Origin of the sequence: Humibacillus xanthopallidus, from assembly GCF_006716675.1 — a bacterium.
In the GTDB taxonomy this organism is placed as follows: Bacteria; Actinomycetota; Actinomycetes; order Actinomycetales; family Dermatophilaceae; genus Humibacillus; species Humibacillus xanthopallidus_B.
This window is the reverse complement of record NZ_VFPM01000002.1, coordinates 164207-184538: the sequence shown is the minus strand read 5'-3', so window position 1 is coordinate 184538 and position 20332 is coordinate 164207. Positions and strand designations below refer to the sequence as shown.

Here is a 20332-nt window from a genome sequence, read left to right as displayed (position 1 = left end):
TCGAAGGGGACGGGCAATGTCAGAGACGACACGAGAGAGCACTCACACGGCCACGACGGACGCCGCTCCGCACGTGTGCTTCGACCGGATCCTGCCCAAGGACCTCCTGCGCCCGCACCGGCGCGAGCGGGGGCCGGACGGTGGCGACCGCGCCATATCGCCCATCGGCAAGTCGTGGCCCAACGGGACGCGTCTGACGGTGAGCTTCAGCGGCGGCACTCCAGCGGAGCAGGCGACGGCACGGGCACAGGCGGCCTGGTGGGAGCAGGCGTGCAACATCAGCTTCGACTTCGGCCAGCACACGGCGGCAGACATCCGCATCGCGTTCGACCCGGGCGACGGCGCCTGGTCCTACGTCGGCACCGACTGCAAGGGGATCCCGGCCGACCAGCCGACGATGAACCTCGGCTTCCTCGACGGCGGCACGGCGGGGCACGAGTTCGGTCACGCGATCGGGCTCGCGCACGAGCACTCGAGCCCGCTCGGCGGCATCCAGTGGAACGAGCCGGTCGTCATCGCGGCGCTCGCGGGGCCACCGAACCGGTGGGACGCGGCCAAGGTGCGGCACAACGTCTTCAGGAAGTACGCGGTCGACCAGATCAAGGGGACGCAGTTCGACCCGGACTCGATCATGCTCTACGCGTTCCCGGCGTCGTGGACGCTCAACGGGGTCGCGACGCATGCCAACGACGTGCTGTCGACGCTCGACAAGTCGTTCGTCTCCGGGGCGAGCATGTATCCGCGGACGGCTCCCGTCGTGGGCGACGCCCCGACGATCGTCGTCGGCGGCCCGAAGGTGTCGGGCGCGATCGGCGCCCCGGGCGAGGAGGACCTCTACTCCTTCGACGTGGAAAGCGACGGGCTCTACGAGCTCGCGACCCGTGGGACGACCGACGTCTACCTCAAGCTCTACGGGCCGGACAGCCCGACCGCGCTCATCGCCGAGGACGACGACAGCGGCTACGGCCGCAACGCGAGGATCCGCAAGGCCCTGGGCCCGGGGCGGTATCTCGCGCAGGTGCGGCACTACTCGCACGCCGGGACGGGCAGCTACACGATCCGGGTGAAGCAGGCGTAGCGGGTTTGCCGTGGACGGCGCGCCGGCCTGCCGCTCGGGCGCGGGGGTGGCCGGCGCGCTCGGGCGCGAGTGGAGCGCTCGGGCGCGGGTGGCTGGCGCGCTCGCGCGGTGTTCGTCCACGGCGAACACCGTTGACGTCCTCGTGTAATGGAGTAATGCTGATTACATGATTACTCATGAAGCACAGGAGCGGGTGCGCGGCTGGTTCGTCGGCCGCCTGCCCGAGGAGTGGCGCGGCGACGACGATTCGACCGCGCCCCAGGTGACGGTCGACCGCGAGGAGATCACGGTCGTGCTCACCATCGGCGACGTCGACCTGCCCGACGGCACGAGCGACGCCGCACGCGCCGAGGCTCGGGCCGGCCGGGCCAAGGCGTTCCGCGAGGACACCCGTGGCCGGCGCATCGAGATCGCGCGCGAGGCCGAGCACCGCTTCGACCGCAAGGTGTCGTGGGCGGTGCGGGTCGGCGACCGGGTCGAGCTCTTCACCCACGTGGCAGCGCCGGCGATGACGCGACTGCGCCAGCCCGAGCGGCTCGTGCTCGACACGCTCGTCGACGCCGGGGTCGCCCGGTCGAGGGCCGATGCGCTCGCGTGGTGCGTCAAGCTCGTCGGCCAGCACGAGTTCGACTGGCTCGGTGAGCTGCGCGAGGCGATGGAGCACGTTGCCGACGTCGCGAGCAAGGGCCCCGCGGCATGAGTCGTTGGTCGTGGCAGCCGCAGGCCGTGACCCGTGGGTCGTCACAGCCGCCCGGTCTCCTGGCCCGCTCCCTTGCGGGTACGAGGCGGCGGACCCAGCCACGCGGCATACGGCTTCGGGCGGGCCGAGGCGGCCACACGGCATACCTCCACGGTGCCGTGGGCACATGACAGAGGGCCGACCCCGGCGGGTCGGCCCTCTGTCATGCGTGGTGGGTGGTCAGCCCTCGGACTGGTCGCCACCCTGGTCGCCACCCTGGTCGGCGTCCTGGTCGGCGTCCTGGTCGGCGTCCTGGTCGCTGCCGCGCTTGATCGCGGAGATCTCGAACTCGAGCGAGATCTTCTCGGAGACGAGCATGCCGCCGGCGTCGAGCGGCATGTTCCACTCGAGGCCGAAGTCGCGGCGGTTGATGCGGCGCGAGCCCTCGAAGCCGGCGCGGAGCGCACCGAACGCGTCGGTCTGCACCCCCATGAGCTCGAGCGGGATCGTCACGGGCTTCGTGACGTCGCGGATGGTGAGGTCGCCGGAGACCACGAAGGCGTTGTCGCCGACCTCCTCGATCTGCGTGCTGACGAAGCGGATGTCGGGCCACTTCTCGACGTCGAAGAAGTCGGGGCTGCGCAGGTGGTCGTCGCGCTGCTGGTTGCGGGTGTCGACGCTGGCGGCCTTGAGGGTCACCTCGGCGTAGGACTTGTCCATGTTGTCGAGGTCGGCATAGAAGCGGCCGGTCACGTCGTTGAACGACCCCCGGACCGTCGTGACCATGGCGTGCCGCGCCGAGAACCCGATGCGGGTGTGTGCCGGGTCGAAGTCCCAGTCCCCACTCAGTGCGGAACCTTTGTCGGTCATGCGGTCACTCCCCTGCTCTTCGGTGTTGACGCCACATTCTGTCACGTCGGCGAGGTGGTTGAACATTTCATGACCTTGGGAGGGGTCACGGGCGCGACAGCAGTCGTATGCCGTCTCTTACCCTCTCGCACGTCGGGCCGTCACGCACACCCAGCGTCCACCGACGGGTGGTGCGGTCGGTCGCGTCGGGTGCTCGAGCGCCGGCTGGGCGCGTGGGCGTGGGGCGGGGCCATCGGGCAGGGCCGGCCGGGTGGGGCCCGCTCCGGCTGGCGGGCGCGTTTGCGAGGTGGGCCATGGGGTCGGCTATAGTTCCACTCGTTGTGCCCGGCCAGGTAGCTCAGTTGGTACGAGCGTCCGACTGAAAATCGGAAGGTCGGCGGTTCGACCCCGCCCCTGGCCACCACCCGAAACCGCAGTTCAGAAGCCTCTGACCTGCGGTTTCGTCGTATCCCAAGTTTTTCCGCGAGTCGCTCAGCGCCCGCTGCTGAGCCACCGTCAGTGACCACGACACGCCGAGGATCGCCGGGAGTTATCGCACGAGTTATCGCACGACATCTCGACCTCAAGACAAACTGGCGACCACAGGGCCGGCGAGGGGCCCGGTGTGGCGCGCCCTGGACGAGGTCACCCCTGCCCGGCTGCGGACATCCAGGCCTCCCGGGCCAGAGTGCGCCGGCAGGTGTGGGCCAACTCGTCGACAGGAACGGCGGTGTCCCGGCCAGAAGGGTTGTCGGGACCGACCTCGGGCCGGTGGTGGTGCTCGCTGTGGACGCCACGATCTTAGTCGCGCACAGCGACAGGGAGAACGCCTCGGCCACGTTCAAACGCACCTTCGGGTTGCATCGGCTCGCTCGGCGCTGACGCACGATGTCGTCAGGCGCGCCTCCGAACGCGAGCCCTGGCGCGGGTCGTACGTCGGGATCTGCTGGCGGACGAGCGGGTCCTTGAGGGCTTTGTCGACCCCATTTACCGCGAGGACCCGGCTCCTTGGTCGTCGTCGACTACAACCGACGACATCCCCGATGCAGCCGTCCCGGCTCGAACGGCGTATTGCCAGCCGCAGCTCGACGCTTACCGCTTGGTCGTGACCGCGGCAGCGGCAGGAGCCTTTGCGGAGCCGCGACTGGTCTTCCTGCGCCCGGCGGGCGCATCGACAGAAGACCCTTGAGCGACGCGGCGAGTCCACTCGAGGCAATGCCCAATGCCATCGACCTTTGCCTGGCTCTGCAACGACGACGCGCCGGCGCCGGATGACGCCCCTGCTCGATCGTGCGGGCTCTCTCTCAGCGTACAACCCGATGTAGAACGGGTCTTCGAGGTACATGCGGCATAGTCGTGTGGATGCGCGCCGTCAAATCGCAACGATCGGCCATTTGATATCCCATGGGGTTAGCCCAGTCTTCCGATGCTCCAGCGACGCTAGCGTCCGCTCTCGTGAACTGTGGTTTCGGAAAACATGTCGCTGGCGAGCCAGTCGCTGATCGTGTTGATAAGTGACTGGTGTCCGGCTTGGAGCGCCAACGACATCAAGTTAAGTGGGAGCGCGGCCAGTTCGATGTCACTGCCTCCCAACGCGGAGGATAGCCGCCACACGGTCGGTGCACGGTCCGCAGCGACCGGATAGGTCAGCGAGACCCGCTGGCAGCCGAGAACGTGGCCTGCGGTCAACACCTGGTAAGTGTCCGGCGCCTTGGGTCGCGTGCCGAGGCGCTTGTATTTTGAGTCAGTGACGGCGACCGCTCGCCCTTGGACATCACGGAAGACCACGTCGGGAGTCGTCTCCAGTTTGGATCCCTCACCCGCGATGACCTCGCCGAACCTGATCGCGCCCTTGTTGACGCGTTCGCCCCGGCGGCTCGCTGCCCGCTGGCACAGCCAGTAGACGTAGTTCTCGTAGATCACATCGGAGTTCCAGAGGAAACCGGAAAGGGCGTGGTCGCCGCTAGCGTGGTGAACGCCCGCGCCCTCGAGAAGCAGCAGCCCGACGACCCGCGCAGCCTCGAGGCCTTGGTGCTGGATACCAAGGGTGATTCGCTGCGCATCCAGCAGGTGGGGGGGTTGCCTCCCAACATGGGCAAGGCCGGCCGCAATCTCGCGCACTGCTCGAGCACGTCCGGGCGCTTTGACAGTTGCGGCCAGACACGCGGCCGCCCAGTGGAGTAGCCGCGCGAGCGGCGTGTCGTCGGTTAAGTGATCGGCGACGTAAGGAAGCTCCCACGGGCGAGCCACCCAGTCCCCGAGGCGTGAGATGTCCAAGCTGCCGCGGAGCGCGGTGCCGGTCGCCTGTTCGGTCAAGTACCCGCGGGGCAGACCGCGGGCAGCGCCCTTGCCGTAGGACGCAAGGAACATCTCGGCGAGCAGGTCCGGCATGGAAAGAGAAGCGAGCTCATGGGCGGTCGTGAGCGTGTCATCGACATGACCGCCTTCGACGACCGTGAGGATACGCCAAAGTACCGTCTGCCAGCTGCCGTCGGCAGTGCTCAGGAACTTGGGGGCAATCTCGATGTCCGTGTCGCCTACTCGAACGACGCCGGTGACGGCTTCGGCCCGCAGCCTCACGAGACCGTCACCGATGTCTTCGACCTGGATGGGGTCGCCGCGGAGGCCCAGCGCCCTGCCCCAGCGCTTGTTTGCCTCGGCGAGTGCGTGAAGATCAAGGTCCGCGACTTCGCAGACCACCGGAGCGCCGTACTCCTGGAGCTCTATGCGCGGCGAGGCGATTACCGCGTCAGCCACCTGAAGGACCTCTTGATGACGTCTATATCTAGTTCACTCACCCGGACGGGTGCGAGCGCGCGGGTCTCGACCGTGCCGCCCTTGGCGGTCCGCAGGGTCCAAGCGTATCCGCCAGTAGTGGGCGAAGTATCGACGTGCAAAAGATCCAGTAGCTGCTCGGGTCGACCGGAGTAACGGTCCTCGAGCTGAGGGAAGAGGACGTCGTCCCAAGTCTTGGCAAGGCTGCGCCAGGCGTCCTTCTCCTCAGCTGGCTGCAGGGTCCCGTCGTCGGCCGTCCTCCTGGCCAGCACAGGCGTCAACAGCCCGTGGCCCAACTCAAACTCGGGGCCCAAACCGGAGGCGATCGCCACATTGAGGCGGTCGAGGAGGAGGTACGCGGTCTCGAACGGGCCGAGCGCCTCCCAGTTGTCCTCCGTCGGGGTGGGAATAGCCGTCTCGTCAATGTCCCAGTGCAAGGCAAGGACGTGCAGGTCGGGGCGCATCTCGATCCTGTCGAATCGGCGCGCAAGCGCGCTGTCGATTGGAACGGCCGCTCGGTCGACACTGTTCATCGTCGAGACGATGTAGACGTGTCTGGGAAAGGTGAAGCCCTCTGGGATCCTGCTCGTCCTGCCACCGGGCCGGCGGATCTCCTCGCTCTGACCCTCCTCGTAGGTCAGCTGCCGGAGTGGCAGTGGAAGGGGGACGCTGCCCCCGTCGCGGTAGTCGAAGTCCAGGAATGTCATGAACTCGCCGAAGATGCGGGCGGCGTTACCGCGGTTGATCTCGTCGATGAAGATCACGACCGACTTGTACTCGGAGTCGGTGTCCGCGAGTTCGAGTGCTGCATCGAGGTAGATCCCGGCCCACGGCTGCAGTCGCGCGCCCTGGGACGTGATCTCTGGCCGCAGCCCTAGCACGAAGTCTTCGTACCCGTAAGACTGATGAAAGGTCGTCCACACGACCTTGATGGGCTGGGGGATGGTGATCTCCTGCTCAGGCCGACTGAACGGCTTCTCGGCGTCGGCGACGTCGAGAAGGATGCCGTGATGCGCCTCCGGCGGCTTGTTGAGAGCGGTGAACAGCTCGCTGATTAGCCTGGTCTTCCCGGTGGCCGGGGGGCCGTAGAGCAGCGCGTTCCGGCCGGCGCGCCAAGACGACAGGATGTCGTCGATCTTGTCAGCCACTTCCTACCTCAGTCCGCATCGATCACACCGCCCACAACTCTGCCTTCAGGGTAGAGATCCCACATCGGGTCGTTGGGCTTCATGTCTGCTGGACGCGACCCCTTGGTGAACCCGGCATAGTAGTCGCCCTCCGCGGTCTTGGCGATGTAGACGCGGAGGCCGCCCTCGGGAAAGTACGGCAGCGCCTCCTGCTTGTTCCGGACATCGTCCGGCGCGGTCGGGAAGCCACGGGCAGCGGTCCACGCCGGATGCCGCTGAGAGTTGGGCTGCTGGCGGTTCTGACGCGCGATGCGCATCCGACTGCCTTGCTTTCGCTGAAACTCAATAGGACCAGCCAGGCCGGGCTGCCCGACGACGCCGGCATGGATCGTGATGACCGGGAGCGCATCTACGTTGGCCCCCGTTGCGTCCAGGAAGTCGAGGGTGGCGGGCACCATCGAGCTCGGGATCTCGATGTAGAGAGACCCGCCGCCTCCCTGGATCTGATGGTGTCGCTCGATGTTGTAGAACTCACCGGGCTGGACGTTGCGCCACCAGATGCGGTCGATGTTTATTTTCTGCGCCATGCTCAGAAGGCCTCAACGTGGTACAGCCGCTCCAGCACTGATCCATCCTTAACACGGTCGTTGCTGCGGTATCGGGCGTGGGGTTGCTCATGAAGTGTGACCTTGCCGAAGTCTCTCAGGATCGACAACAGTTCATCTTCCTGGACTTGGCCGTCCTCGCTGTACGAGATGAACACGTGCGGCACTTCGAGTCGTTTGAGCGTCTCCCGGAAGGCCTGTCCGGCACTGCGGCGATAGCAGAAGTCAGATGCCTGGTCCGTCCACGGCCGGAGCCCGCCGTCCCCAGCGGCGACCGGCTCATCCTCGCGAGCCAATGTTTCCAACACGTGGTAGTTCCCGGCGTACTGGCGCTTGGTGTACGGCGGATCGAGGTACACGGCGTCAGTCGTGAGAGTTGAGGCGAGTTGCTCGACCGGACCTTGGAGGACCGTGTGATGGCACGGGGTAGGCTCAAACTCGATCGGCTCGAATGCCAGGGGCTGAAGGGCCGAGCGGGAGAGCTTGCGCAGGAAGTACCCATAGGTACCGCTGATGTTGGCGACTTTGTTGGCGCCCAGAATTAGGTGATGCAGCAGCACACTGTGCTCGACCTCTGTTAGGACACCGGCCGCCGCCAGCTGCCGGATGCCGTCTCGGACGCCGTCGATGTGTGCGGCGTTTGTCGCCGAGAAGTAGAGCCGTGGCGGCCGCCCGTTGGCGGGCTTGCCACCCTCGCCGAACTCCCGGAAGAAGTAGCCCTCCATAGGCGCGGCCGAGCGCATCCAGTGCAGGGCCTTCACGTACCCGCCAAGCGCCTTGAATGCCGGTGGCTGCTTGGCTAGGAGACGAGCGCGTGCATGGATGACGGGAAAGGTCAGCGCATCGGCCGCCGTGACAGCGTAGCCAGCCCGGGCCAAAGCGATGGAGACAGCCGCGGTACCACACATCGGGTCGGCGATAGTCGAACCTACTGGCAGAATTCGAGCGATTTCGCCGACTATCCAGTCGGTCAGCCGAGTCTTGTTACCGAGGTAGCGATACGACATGGCTACCTTTCTGCTTTGTGGACCTGGTCATGTCAGATGTTTGTTCTTGATAACGATGCGGTCGTACATTCGGCGGTAGGTGCCGTCGCCGTTAGGCAGGTAGAAGCGGGGTCCCCCCTGCTGATAGGTGCCCCTCTTCGCGATCCCTGACATCGGACGGCCAAGCGTCTTGCTGGAACCGAGAATGTCAAACTGACTCGGGTTGTACTTGTCGAGGAAGGTGATCGGCACACCCATGGGGCCTTCGTAGTCGGCGGGGATGTCCATGGTCTTGCTGACGTCGATCGCGTCAAAGTTGGCATATTTCGGGTAGGCGTGTGGGCTATAGGTCCGATGGAGCTTCAGGTCCTCGTGTCGCCCCGTGTAGTCGAGGTTGGTGAACCAGCGGACGCCCTTCACCCGCACATACTTGCGGCCGTCTCTGTCGATCCGTGAGCCCGCCGCGGTTATGGGGTAGTCGTCCGGCACACGGAACTCGCGGTCGCCACTGCGGATGCTCGGCCCATACCACATCTGGTCGTGCTGAAAGAGCGGGAAGATCTCTTTGTAGGTCAGGGCGTTCATGTTTCCGATGATCAAAAACTGCTTCTGGTGCTCAACTAGTTGCGCGACGTACTCGCGGAACAGCGAGAACGGCGGGTTGGTTACCACGATGTCGGCCTCCTGAAGCAGCTGGACACTCTCGGCGCTGCGGAAGTCGCCGTCGCCGGCGAGTGGCTCGATGCCAATCTCCTCGGCGGCGGGGATCCTACTGTCGCTCCTTTCGCCGTTGTACTCCAGATAGACAGCGTGGTCGGAGTCGTCGCGGCCAAACTGGCTGGCGTCCCGGCTGCGGTAGCAGGTAGTGATGAGCTTCTTCAGGCCGAGATGCTCGAAGTTGGCGGCGAAGTAGCGGAAGAAATTGCTGGCCCGGGGGTCGTCGCAGTTGCAGTAGACGACCTTGCCCTCAAAGTGGGGCCGGTAGTGCTTCAGCTCGAGCTCGATGTCATAGAGCGATGTGTAGAACTCATCGGCCTTGGCCCTGCGCGCTTCGCGGAAGTCTCGGTTCCGGGTGGTGATCGTCATCGCTCTCCTCGTTCCGCTCCCGGGTGCCTCTCGTTGCCCAGCTGTGGAACGCAGACTAGCGAGGAGCACCGACGGCTTCGCGGCGACCCGCGGCGAGGGCGGGCAGATCGCTGTCTGTGGACGACGCCAGCTCGCGATGCCGCGCCCAAAGCCGATCGACGGCATGAACCCGCACATCGGCGCCGACGAGACATTCGGGCCCTGCTCGCGGCCGGACGATATTCGGCGTGGGACAACGACGTGACAGACCGGACCAGGTCTGTTTGCCCTTGCAGGCGTCGGGGTTGTCGATCATCTTGGCTTCGGGCGGACTGGGCCAGCTGGCGACTCTACGCCCTGTCCGGCCGTCGACTGGCGGTCGGTGAGAGGGGGTCGTCGGGTTCCGGCCCCTCGGCGCGTTCCGTTGCGCGAACGGTGGGCACAGAGGCAGCTCACGCCCGACCGCGTTGGGGGGCAAGACTTCTCGCCTCGCCCGTGTGCACGCCTCTCAGGCGCCTGCGCTCCGGGCCAAAGCTGGCTTCCGTTCAGATGCGAGGGAAGTGCACCACGCATGCACAGAAGGGTCAGGGGGCAGGCTCGTCCGTTTGCACCAGCGATCTAGGCGCGGCCGGGCGGCTCAAGCTAGGCATGGAACGTCAAATCATAGGCCCGTTGGCCAGGTAGGGCCGATCCGCAGAAGGAGAGACCGATCTGACGGCGCGGTGGCGTGCGGCCACTACTGCACTTTCGGCCATGACGCGCGACTCTGCGTGTGTTGCGGCCTCCTCGGCCTGACGGGTGGCCGTCGCGGATAGTTCGGCGCCGCTGGCGCTGATGACGTGCGCAAGGACCTCGCCCGGGTCCGCTTGGGTCACGCCCTCGTGGGTGGTCGACGCGTCCGGGTCGTAGGTGGTGTCGACGTAAAGCCGGTTCGATTCGCGGCCTCGGGTGACCATCACGTAGAGCGGCTCACGTACCGTAGCTGTGCTGACATAAGCGTGCGCCGTGTCGACAGTGCGACCTTGCGCGCGGTGCGCCGTACTGGCGTAGCCGAGCTCGACATGCGCCTGAACGTAGGTCGCCGGCAGCTGGGCGACCGCTCCCCCGCCGGCGCGCTGCACCCGCATGGATCCGTCACGTTCGGTGCACTGCACAATCCAGTCGTCACCGTTCTTGACCCACCCTCTTCCGGTCACGAGGGAACGCTGGTTGTGTCGGGTCACGACCACGTCACCCACGCCGACCACGACACCCTCGGCCACCCGCACCCCCTCCGCAGCAACCTCACCTACCTCCACGCGATACGCATGGGCCCGGGCGTTCAGGTCCGCGACGGTCTCGGCGTCCGCGGCGAGCATCAGCGACGCCCGCCCAGCGCGGACATCCGTCAGCCAGCCGTCGAAGATCAGGTCGATCATGTCCTCACGGCTGCCAGATTCGACCCGCCCGCGCCCCATATAGGCAGCCGCGACGGAGGGCCTGCCCGCGCGGAGCTTGAGCGAGGCGACCCGTTCCCACTCGTGTCGGAAACGGCGCACGTCGTGCAGCGCGGGCGCGTCCCGCCGCGTGTCGGCGAGCAACTTGAACGAACCCCCGGCCTGCACCGGAGACAGCTGCGCCCAGTCCCCAACCAGCAGCACCTTCGCGCCCGCCCGCTCAGCCGCGGTGGTGATGTAGTCCAGGTCCATCGTGGCGGCCATGGACGCCTCATCGACGATCACCAACTGACCCGGCCGCAGGCAGAACCTGGCGTAAGCCGCGGAGCTGGCGGCCGCCTGCTTCTGCAGTTCCCGGGTGGCTTGCGAGGGGTAGGCGCCAGCCATCCGATCGGCATACGCCTCGATCTCCTGGCGCCGTTCGGGGAGGCGGCGGTGCTCGGTGATCCACTTGGCGGTGTTCTCGGTGGGGACGCCGACGGCGTCGGCGAGGACTTCCGCTGCCGCGGCAGATGGTGCGAGCCCGATGACCGAACCGGGTCCGTGGGCTGCTTCCCAAGCGGCGCGGACGCCGACCATGGTGGTGGATTTGCCGGTGCCGGCGGCGCCGACGATCAGGTCGAGCCGGCGACCAGACGTGAGGACCGCAGAGACAGCTGCGGCCTGCTCCCCGGAGAGGACCTTCCGGCCTGCGGCGACCGTCTCGGCCCGGTTGTGCTCGGCGGGCAAGGGTGCGGTCGGGGCGTCGAGCGCGGCTGCTGCCTCGAGGAGGCGGGCTTCGGCGTCCAGGAGTTCCTGGGTGGCGTAGATCTCGCTGTTGCGCGCTCGGAACTTGCTCGACCCGTCCGCGCGCTTCAGCACGTCGGGAACCCGGCCGACCTCTGGCGGGGTGAGCATGACGGCACGCTCGGCGGCATACGTCGCGGTCTTCTCGGCGACTGCGACGCGGTCGGCGGGGGTGGCGAACCGGACCCCGTGCAGCTCGCGAAAGGTCTCGGCAAGCAGGTTGGCGCGGGTGAAGGTGGCGCGCTTGTTGGCGACCTGGGTCAGGACGACAGTGGCGACGTCGCGCAGCATCCCGTCGTCGAGATTCACGGCCGCGACCAGCCGTGGTGGGGTGAGCTTCGTGAGATTTCCAACCCAGGTGTCAGGGTCGGCACCCACGAAAGGCCGGGCGCGGTCCTTCCACTTGTTGATCAGCTCCCGCAGGGGCCGGACGTGCTTGTCCTCGCGCGTGGCGAGGGTGGCCTGCTGGCGCAGCTTGATGACTTCGCGTGCAGTAGGTTGCCGCCCGTGGGACCTGGCGAACGCGGCGACGAGGTCGTCCTTGGCGGTCTCGATCGCGTTCGAGCGCTGGGAGAAGTGCTCCCGCAGCGGCTGCGGCACGCCGTCGACCTCCCACTTCGGTTCGGCCGACCGGCGACGCTGCTCAGGCGTCCAGCCCCAGCCGAGTTCGGCGGTCAGCTCGTCGGCGAGGACGCCGTTGTACAGCTCGGACATGCCGACCGCGGCGCGGTAGAGCGCCTTCGAGTCGAGCGTGCGCCACGCGCCGTCGGCGACGGCCTGGACCCGGTTGAGGACCACAACGTGGGTGTGGAGCTGGGGGTCGCCCGCGCGGGAGTCCCAGTGGTCGAACGCGGTCGCGACGATGCCGCGGATGTCCTCCTGGATCACGCCGCCCTTGCCCATCCGGGTGGCGAAGACCTGGCTCTCGCCGTAGCCAATGACCGCCTCGAGCGCACGGCGATGCGCGCCGTAAATCCGGGCGCGGGTGGGGTCGTCGGCGAGCGCCCACGCGACGGAGACGGACTTCGGCGCGGAGAAGGTCAGGTCGAATCCGGCGACGGTCTGCGGCGCCTTCTTCGGCCGGCCGAGGTCGTCGACGTCCTGTGCACGATGGGTCGGAGGGGCCTGACCGAGCTGCTCGCCGGTCACGGGGTCCTGCAGCATGCCGAGCATCCGCCACAGGTGCTCCTCCGTGACGACCGAGCCCGCCTGGACGCCTTGGCCGTTGTTGAGGCCGGCGAGGCCAGCGCCGAGGAACCAGCCGGGCGGGGTGCCGTTGGCGGCGTAGTACGCCTGAAGCCCGGCCGCGGGGCCGGCCTGGTCCATCCGGGCAACGGAGGACATCAGGTAGCGGTACCCCGCTCCCGGCGTCATCCGTCTGATGGACATCGTCATGGACCGGTCACGGGCGGCGCGGGGGCACCACCGGTCCACCCGCGGAGCGGGTGCCAGACGTGTAGAGCGAGTGTTGTGGTGTCTGGGATCGGCCCCGGCAGCGGCCCTAGCGCGGCGTCCCCAGGGGGCGTTCGGTCAGGTCACGTCAGCTGGCCGTAGGAAGCGCGCGGACAACCAGGTGTGCACCGTGGTCGAGCTCACGGCATCCGAGACCACGTAGACGACAAGCGCGGACCACTCTGCGTCGCTCGGATCGTGGCGCCATTCGACGACGACGCCCGGCCAGGGACCCGGGTTGTCCGGGGGTCCTTCCACCCAACAGTGACGGCGAGCGTGCTTCGGCGTTGTGGAGGCGAGTCCTGGCGTGGCCACGGGACGGTCCCACAGCGGAACGCCGCGCCCACGTCCCATCCCGCCTGCCATCGCCCCATTGTGGCATCGTGTCGAACAACTGTTCGATGAGTTGCCAATGGTGTCCCAAACGAAACGTCCTCGCGACGATCACAACCTGAGCCCCGGAGGTAGACGATGTGCCCACTCCCAGTTGATCCTGCCGCTCGCAAGCGGCTCCAGGATGCCCAGCGCCTCGAGACTGAGGCCCTGAGAGCAGTCGAGCTCGCTGCTCGAGCGCGAGATCGGGTTCAAACCAAGCTCGACGCGGCCAACGAGGTGCTCAGCGCCGCTGTAGCCGAACTGGTGCAAACCTCTGGGCGTGCTCGGGCCGCCCTGCTCCTCGGACCCGAGCTGACCCCCCATCGACGAAACGCGGGTAGCTCGCGACGCCCTCAGGCGGGGTGACGCTGGTCCACAGCGGCCGTTGGGGTGTCGGGCGTGCCCTCGGCAAAATGGCGAGGACTGCCAAGAGGTTCCGGAAGGCGAGAATCACCCGAGAACCCCGTCGGTCATGGCGTGTCCTTGGTCGCGCCTACGCTCTGGAGCCGAGACACGCCTGTAGAGGTCTCATGCAGCATCGCCGCGAGAAGGAGCCCTGCATGCCCGCCGAAGCGCTGACTGTCGGAACCGACGGGGCATGCATTGGAAATCCGGGCCCCGCGGGGTGGGCATGGGCGACGAGCACGGCAACTATCACGCCTCGGGACAGGCGCATGGCACCCACAACGTCGCTGAGCTCAACGCTGTGCTCAGCGCACTGCGCGACCACCCTGAAGTCGAGCGCTTCATCATTCAGATCGACTCGACCTATGCCCGCGACTGCTCGACGACCTGGCGGGCCAACTGGGAGCGCAACGGGATGCGCAACTCCAAGAAGCAGCCTGTAGCCAACGCCGACATCATCGTTGCCATCTGGCGGGAGCTCGACTCCCGCGCTGGGTCAGTGACGTTCTTGAAGGTCCCGGGCCACGACCCATCGAACGCGTCCCCCATGAACACGGCTGCCGACCTCCTCGCCACCGAAGCCGCCGAGAAAGCACAGGCGGGTCGCTCCTGCGACCTCGCTTCCACACTCGATCTCGCCCTGGTCAAGCCGAGAGCGACGTCATTCGGCAAGTGGTAAGGGCTTCGGCGTTCGCCGAGGACGACTCCTAACTAGCACCCCAGCGGACGGTCAACATCGTGGAGTCCTCGAGTGCCTGCCACGCGTGGAGGACCCCTGGTCCCCACATCACGTAGTCGCCCGGCTTCGCCAGCTCGACCTCGCGGTCGGGCAGTTTCTGCACGAAGTGACCCGAGATGAGAAACATGATCGACGTCCTGGTCTCGCCCGTGGTCCACTCCGCCCGTTCCTCGCCGGCCTTGTGGACTCCCCACTTGATCTCCACGTCCGAGGAGTTGCGCACGTTGTCCGCTGGCTCAATGAAGTTCCCGACGATCCAGCCCCGGTAGGGACTGCCGTCCTCAAACGCGTTGCCAGCGGCGATGCTCACGTCTCAACTCCGATCTCGAAGGGCGGGAGGACAACCCGCTCGGGGTCCAGCTCGGCCAGTCGCTTCAACCCTAATGCGAACGCGACGAGCCCCTCGTCGGACCAGCCGGGCTCGCGCATGACGGCCGCGATCCCGGGGCCGTCGCGGCTTGAGAGTGTGCGCAGCCTTGAGGACTCCCAGTTCGTTTCGATTACGCCGCCGAAGCGGTTCCAGAAGTCTTCGTCGTGGACGGCGATGAGGGCTGCGTACTCGTAGTTGCCGGTTGTGAGGTTGAAGCCGAAGCCAGTGCCCTCCATGCCCCATCGATGCGAGCCGACCAGCCAGCGCATTGGTGGGCTGAGCCGACTCGGATGCATCGGGTCGGCGATTGTGTTGCCTCCCCTGCCGGCATCAAGCTCGTCGCGGCCGAAGAGCTCCTCCTCGAGCTCCCGCATCATCGTGCGCCCAAGCCCCAGGTCCCGGGTGGCGTCGTTGATGGGTTGATGGAAGCACTTCGGGATCGCAGCCAATCGTCCCGTTGCGTTGACCACCTGCGGGCTGCGTTCCTGGACGAGGAGCAAGTAGTCCGCCGGCGCGTCGCCCTCAGGGGGCCGAGCGAAGGCGCATAGGGCCTGCGCGCCACCGACGCAGATCCGCGATGCCGGCTCGAGCACGGCCGTCGCCGAGGGCAGCAGGAGCTCACGGAGGGGGAGGTTGTCACGCAGCCCCAGTGCCAGATCGCACACTTCAGCCTCGAGCAGATTCCACGTGAGGCCGTACCGCGCGAACGTGTCGAGCGCAAACTGTGCGCCAACCACGCCGCCCTCCCCAGGCCTCCGCACCATCCGATAGACGGGCGCGTCAACGAATCTCGTTCTGGCAAGAAGGATCTCGGCGAGTCGTAGCGTCGCCGCCTGGATCAGGCTTGGTGTCTTGGGCACCTCCACGCTGGGCAGCTCGTGGACGAGCTGGAAGCCTTGGCTGCCCGACTCGAGGTCGAGCCGCGGGTCCAGCCAGGCGTCACGAGCGACCAGTGTCGTTGCTTCTCGAATGCCGGGCAACGTGAGTACCACCGTGCCGAAGCCCGCTGGCGACGTGCTGTAGAAGTGCCGGACGATGTCAGCGACCACGGCTCTGTCCAGACTTCCCCGGGCGCGCACGCGCGCTTGGAGTCGTTCCGCGCCACCGTCACAAAGCAATTCTTCGACGTCGCGACGTGTCGTGCCAGGAGGCTCTTGTCGTATGCCGTCGAGGCAGTCGAGGGCGGACGCGACGTCTCCGTCAGCGTTGAGTCGTCGCCGCCAGGGCTCACGGTGTTCGGGTTGCTTCTCCCATGGTGGCGCCACGAGCCGCGTGAAGCGCAGCCGCTGCTCCTCGGTGGCGCGCTCGAGCATTGTGTCGAGGGCCTGCTGCATATCGAGGGTCAACCTCATGGCCGGGTTGGCGTGCCATTTTGCAATCGTCCGGGCGGCGGACCCTAGACGTGCCGCGAACGCCTCGTTGGTCAGTCGCAGGGCCTGCTGCAACAGGCATGCCTCGACCGGGCGCCACTCTGCGACAACAACGCTCACGACTGCTCGCCCCCGAGGCAGCGGTGATGAGGCAGCGCGCCCCGAGTGCATTGCGGGTGCACCGCGCGTTCATGGCGTCGCCCCCGCCCGGCTGGCTGACTGAGAGGCATGAGCCACCAGTCGCCGCGAACCTTACTGCCACGCAGCAAGGCCCGCGTCCTCGCGTGGTCACCGCAACATCTGACGCAGCCGGTTGCGCTGGGTCGGCCCACTGGTGATGCCACGCAGTCCATGCGCATGCGTCGATGTCTGCTCACGTCGAACCCCCGGTCGAGAACGATCTGGAAACCCCAGTTTGTGCCGCTGCGGGGAAATCCGCCCTCCTCCAAGTGATCGCTGTGGATAACTGCCGCGGCATTAGTGGTGATCCACAGACGCTGGTCCTGGTGATGCAGGGCCCGCCCAGGTGGAGGACAAACGACCCAAGACCCGGCACCGCGAAGGGCCGGCCGGCAAAGCAAGGAGCCTCGCAATGAAGCAGAACGAGATCAGGGGTCAACTCGTCGCAGAAGCCCTTGCGATGTGCACCTCGTTGGCCCAGCCCTCACCAGAGTTCGAGGCGCTGTGGTTCACGGTCCGAGAGAACATCTGCACCCGGGGGTTGTGCCTCGTGACCCCTCTGGGATCGTCGTCATCGATTCCGGTCACCGCAGAGCACGCCACCAGCGAGCTCTTGGCTGCGATGGAGTGGCTCATCGGCCACGAGGACGAAGCAAGGGGCCTCACGCCGATGGTGCTCTTCATCAAACTGCGGGGTATCGCCACACGGGGGGCGTCAGGCTCGGCGCGGGCAGCGCAGAGTGACGCGCTGCACGGGCTGACTCACGTCTCCCCCGGCGATCCGGTCGTCTTCACCGACATCGATCCGATCGAGGCTGCGTCATGACCCCGGATGGCTTCGAGGACTGGGCCATCGACGAGCTCGACCTGGATGAGGACGACATCGAGGCCATGAAGCTCGCGGCGGTCTTCGACCTCTTCATCTCACGCATCGAGGCCGCCCGCGCCCGCGGCGCCGCTGACCCGTTGCAGACCGTCACCGCGAAAATCGCCGGCGGCAACTCCCGCGCCAGCACCAAGCGCATGCTCGAGCAGCTGGGTTTCTCACCCTCCCAGCGGCGTGCCGTCCACCGTCTTCTGGCCGGCTCGCCTTCAGGCTGGCCCGGCCTGCTTCGCCTCTACGTCGACCGTCGCGCCATGACCCGCGAGCAGCGTCAGTACGCCCGTCGACAGGTGAAAGTGCTTCGCGCTCAACCGGCCCGGTCTCGCAGCGGTTCAAGCGCGGCGTGCTCGGCCAGAGCCGTGACGCCGTAGAGCCGCGCGACACCCACGACCGCCACAGATGCGACATCCGGCCCAGACAACCAGCGCGGGTACCCATCTCCCAAGTCGAGGATGACGGACGATCGGGCAAGGTCCGGGTGGAAGCCCACGAGCGAACCCCACCACAGCGAACTAAGCCCGCCCAGCGGCATACCGACCATGAGGCGGCGGTCGGTCACGACGACGCGCGACTGCGACGGCTGGGACCAGCCGTCACCTGCTCGGTGGCTCACCCAGGCCACGGCGACCTGGTAGGCCGTCTCCTCTGGCTCGAGGACGAGCCCGATGGCCATGGGGTCTACGGATGGCAGCGGTGCCAGACCGGCGAGCCCGAGCGCCAACGCTCGCGCCTGATGGGCAGCCGGCGTGCGCGCCGGTTGCGGGGAGGGCTTGCGTACACGCCGCCATGCCATGGACACACCTCCTCGGTACGAACTACAAGACTGGGCCCGCGGGGCACGACCCGGCAACCCGAACTGATGGTGACCCCGCAAGCCGGTGACGCGCTCATGTCGCTGCAACGCATTGCCGCCGTCGGTCTCGTCGGCTTCATTGGGCTGGCTGGGACGCTCGGCCTCGTGACCGTCGGGGCTGTCGGCTCTACTGCACAGACGAGGGCGCCGTCGTGCGTGTCCAGTGGCTCCGTCTCGGGCCTCACCGCGTCGCAGGCCCAGAATGCGCGGACCGTCGTCGCCGTCGCGACCCAACGCGGCGGTGAGCGGGCGGCGTTCATCGCGGTCATGGTGGCACTGGCCGAGTCGGGTCTCCGCGTCCTAACAAACCCGAACGACCCCTCAGGCGCGGCCTACCCGAACGAGGGCGTCGGCTACGACCACGACTCGCTGGGGCTCTTCCAACAGCGGCCGTCTTGGGGAACAGCGGCCCAGCGGATGAGCCCGACCGAATCGACACACCTGTTCCTCGATGCACTGCTCCGGGTGCCGGGCTGGCAGGAGATGACACCCTGGTATGCCGCGCAGATGGTGCAGCGGTCTGCCTTCACCGGGCGGCCGACGGTCGGAAACCATGGGTCGAGCATGGTCGGGGAGAACTACTGGCGTCAGGCGGACCGCGCCGTGGGGATTGTCGCGGCGATCAAGGGCTCCACGATCACGCTGGACTGTGGGGACGCTGGCGTTCCAATAGTCCAGACGGCATCGGCAGGCACCCACGGGCTCCCTGCGGAATACGCGATCCCGCAGGGCACCAGCCCGGCCGGTCGACTCGCGGTGACGTTTGCACTCGCGCAGCTCGGCAAGCCCTACGTGTGGGGCGGCAACGGCCCCGGCGGGTACGACTGCTCCGGACTGACCCAGCAGGCTTGGATCCGCGGGGGCGTGCGAATCGGTCGGGTGGTCAGTCAACAGCTGCGTGCCGGAGCGCCCACGACGCTTGCATCCCTACAGCCCGGCGATCTCGTCATGATTCCTGGGGCGCTCGGCACCATGGCTGCACCTGGCCACGTCGGCATGTACATCGGCCAGGGCCTCGTCGTGCACGCACCCAGGACTGGCGACGTTGTACGCGTCGTCTCCCTCAAGCCCTTCATCTCCGATGGCCTGGCGGGACTCCGGCACATTTCTTGACGCCTGCCCGTGGGTCCCGCCGAAGTGCCCGATGGTGCCCCGGAAGACCGCTACGGCAATCACGGCGCGGACATCCGGCTCGCGCTCAGCTGCGAAAGGCACTCTCATGGCTGCATCATTCCTGCTTGCGCTTCCCGTGGACGTGAGCCCCAACACGACCGGCCTGCCTGGCATCGCCGCCCTCGAGCGAATCGTCGGTGGCCTTCTCACCATCGGACTCGTTGCTGCTGTCGCGGGTGTTGCGATGTCGGCGATCGCGTGGGCTATCGGGTCCCACTCGTCGAACCCGCACGTCGCCGGGCGCGGCAAGACCGGTATCCTGGTCTCCGTCGCCGCGGCGATGCTGATCGGCGCAGCGAACGCGCTGGTCAACTTCTTCAACGCCGCTGGCTCCGCGGTCCAATGAGCACGTTCAGCTCGCGCCTCCGGTCCCGCTTCAAGTGGCCTACGTTCGCCGTCGCGGCGGCGCTTGTCATCGTGGCCGTGCTCGTCCTGTACACGACTCGGACATCCGCGCCGACCGCGTCACCTGCGCCGGCCGCAGCCCGACCGGAGCGTGCGACTGATGGCCGGCCGGCCCAGCAGACAATGCCAGCAGACGCGGCGGCGGGTGACCCGGCGGCATACCAAGTCCAGCGCCTCCGCTCCCTGCCTGCCGTGGCACCAGGCCCGAGAGCTGCCACGATCGCTGGGGAGGCTGCGCAGCAGCCGGACCTCTACGCGGCCGAGTTTGTTCGGCGCCTGCTGAGCCACGACTTCCGGACGCCCCGCTCCGCGCACCTTCGGTGGGTGCAAGCCGAATCCGCTGTGACCAGAGAGCCGCTCGTGGTCGGTCTGATCCCTCCCGATTTTCGTGACCGCTACGCCGTCTTCTCGGTCACCGACGCCGCCGACACGGTCGCCCCCATTCCCACCGATACGGAGTGGGAGGCTCTCAGCCTCCAGCACGGCTACACGACCGTGACGATCGAGCGGGTCGAAGAGCCGATTGCGTGGACCAACGCCGTCGCGTCCGGGCGGATCAGCGATCCCGGCATCACGGGACGCGAAGTCACCGCGACGGTCGTGCGCCACACGACCGTTGACGGCGAACGGCGGACAGCGAAGTTCAGTGTCGCGGTCTCCCTCAACCTCGAAGGCCCGCCGACCCGCCCCACGTGGGGATTCGTCGCGGTCATCTCCTACACAGCGATCCAGGTGAGCTGA

Annotated in this window: 18 protein-coding genes and 1 tRNA gene; 9 read left to right on the top strand and 10 right to left on the bottom strand. The window is 67.2% G+C overall.

Annotated elements, in window-relative coordinates; all coding sequences use genetic code 11:
- The first annotated feature begins 16 nt into the window (after positions 1-16).
- Together FBY41_RS08745 and FBY41_RS08740 are read left to right on the top strand one after the other, a co-directional pair.
- Positions 17-1078, top strand: a complete 1062-nt coding sequence (locus tag FBY41_RS08745; RefSeq protein WP_141843578.1) for a M12 family metallopeptidase — start codon at positions 17-19, stop codon at positions 1076-1078.
- A gap of 166 nt (positions 1079-1244) precedes the next feature.
- Complete coding sequence (locus tag FBY41_RS08740) at positions 1245-1778, top strand: hypothetical protein (protein WP_185748984.1); 534 nt, start codon at positions 1245-1247, stop codon at positions 1776-1778.
- Between the two features lie 219 nt (positions 1779-1997).
- Here FBY41_RS08740 and FBY41_RS08735 read toward each other — a convergent pair whose 3' ends face one another.
- Positions 1998-2627 (bottom strand): YceI family protein, encoded by a 630-nt coding sequence (locus tag FBY41_RS08735; protein WP_141843576.1) that lies wholly within the window; start codon positions 2625-2627, stop codon positions 1998-2000.
- Between the two features lie 326 nt (positions 2628-2953).
- Between FBY41_RS08735 and FBY41_RS08730 the strand changes: the two genes are divergently transcribed.
- A tRNA-Phe gene (locus tag FBY41_RS08730) sits at positions 2954-3030 on the top strand.
- Positions 3031-4046: 1016 nt separating this feature from the next.
- On the opposite strand, the gene FBY41_RS08725 is transcribed toward FBY41_RS08730, so the two are convergent.
- The 6 genes from FBY41_RS08725 to mobF form a co-directional block, all read right to left on the bottom strand.
- Positions 4047-5363: a 5-methylcytosine restriction system specificity protein McrC gene (locus tag FBY41_RS08725; RefSeq protein WP_141843574.1), complete on the bottom strand. Its 1317-nt coding sequence runs from the start codon at positions 5361-5363 to the stop codon at positions 4047-4049.
- Positions 5348-6529, bottom strand: coding sequence for an AAA family ATPase (locus FBY41_RS08720; protein WP_141843571.1), 1182 nt, complete (start codon positions 6527-6529; stop codon positions 5348-5350). Before FBY41_RS08720 ends, FBY41_RS08725 begins: the two co-directional genes overlap by 16 nt.
- Before the next feature lie 8 nt (positions 6530-6537).
- A complete protein-coding gene (locus tag FBY41_RS08715) occupies positions 6538-7095 on the bottom strand; it encodes a hypothetical protein (RefSeq protein ID WP_141843568.1) in 558 nt (185 codons plus the stop codon).
- A 2-nt stretch (positions 7096-7097) separates the two neighbouring features.
- Positions 7098-8120, bottom strand: coding sequence for a DNA adenine methylase (locus tag FBY41_RS08710; RefSeq protein WP_141843566.1), 1023 nt, complete (start codon positions 8118-8120; stop codon positions 7098-7100).
- A gap of 27 nt (positions 8121-8147) precedes the next feature.
- The gene (locus FBY41_RS08705; protein WP_141843564.1) at positions 8148-9185 is read right to left on the bottom strand and encodes an adenine-specific methyltransferase EcoRI family protein; all 1038 of its coding nucleotides are present in this window, start codon (positions 9183-9185) and stop codon (positions 8148-8150) included.
- Positions 9186-9820: 635 nt separating this feature from the next.
- Complete coding sequence (gene mobF / locus FBY41_RS08700) at positions 9821-12781, bottom strand: MobF family relaxase (RefSeq protein WP_260439660.1); 2961 nt, start codon at positions 12779-12781, stop codon at positions 9821-9823.
- 1030 nt (positions 12782-13811) lie between these two features.
- Between mobF and FBY41_RS08695 the strand changes: the two genes are divergently transcribed.
- Entirely contained in the window at positions 13812-14297 is a 486-nt protein-coding gene (locus tag FBY41_RS08695) for an RNase H family protein (RefSeq protein WP_141843562.1), read from the top strand.
- A gap of 28 nt (positions 14298-14325) precedes the next feature.
- On the opposite strand, the gene FBY41_RS08690 is transcribed toward FBY41_RS08695, so the two are convergent.
- Positions 14326-14667 carry a signal peptidase I gene (locus tag FBY41_RS08690; protein ID WP_141843560.1) on the bottom strand — a complete coding sequence of 114 codons (342 nt, stop codon included), beginning with the start codon at positions 14665-14667 and terminating at the stop codon, positions 14326-14328.
- Positions 14664-16217: a transcriptional regulator gene (locus tag FBY41_RS08685; protein ID WP_141843558.1), complete on the bottom strand. Its 1554-nt coding sequence runs from the start codon at positions 16215-16217 to the stop codon at positions 14664-14666. The genes FBY41_RS08690 and FBY41_RS08685 overlap by 4 nt, the downstream gene beginning before the upstream one ends.
- Positions 16218-16689: 472 nt before the next feature.
- Here FBY41_RS08685 and FBY41_RS08680 point away from each other — a divergent pair, with 472 nt between their 5' ends.
- Together FBY41_RS08680 and FBY41_RS08675 are read left to right on the top strand one after the other, a co-directional pair.
- Positions 16690-17103, top strand: coding sequence for a hypothetical protein (locus FBY41_RS08680; RefSeq protein ID WP_141843556.1), 414 nt, complete (start codon positions 16690-16692; stop codon positions 17101-17103).
- On the top strand, positions 17100-17531 hold the full coding sequence (locus FBY41_RS08675; protein WP_141843554.1) for a hypothetical protein: 432 nt from the start codon (positions 17100-17102) through the stop codon (positions 17529-17531). The genes FBY41_RS08680 and FBY41_RS08675 overlap by 4 nt, the downstream gene beginning before the upstream one ends.
- Here FBY41_RS08675 and FBY41_RS08670 read toward each other — a convergent pair.
- Positions 17468-17833, bottom strand: coding sequence for a hypothetical protein (locus FBY41_RS08670; RefSeq protein WP_141843552.1), 366 nt, complete (start codon positions 17831-17833; stop codon positions 17468-17470). The two genes, FBY41_RS08675 and FBY41_RS08670, sit on opposite strands and share 64 nt — an antisense overlap.
- Positions 17834-18019: 186 nt before the next feature.
- On the opposite strand from FBY41_RS08670, the gene FBY41_RS08665 reads away from it, so the two are divergent.
- From FBY41_RS08665 to FBY41_RS08655, 3 genes are all read left to right on the top strand, one after another.
- Complete coding sequence (locus FBY41_RS08665; protein WP_260439659.1) at positions 18020-19126, top strand: C40 family peptidase; 1107 nt, start codon at positions 18020-18022, stop codon at positions 19124-19126.
- 142 nt (positions 19127-19268) lie between these two features.
- Positions 19269-19532 carry a DUF6112 family protein gene (locus tag FBY41_RS08660; protein WP_375869865.1) on the top strand — a complete coding sequence of 88 codons (264 nt, stop codon included), beginning with the start codon at positions 19269-19271 and terminating at the stop codon, positions 19530-19532.
- A 419-nt stretch (positions 19533-19951) separates the two neighbouring features.
- Positions 19952-20332, top strand: a complete 381-nt coding sequence (locus FBY41_RS08655; RefSeq protein ID WP_141843547.1) for a hypothetical protein — start codon at positions 19952-19954, stop codon at positions 20330-20332.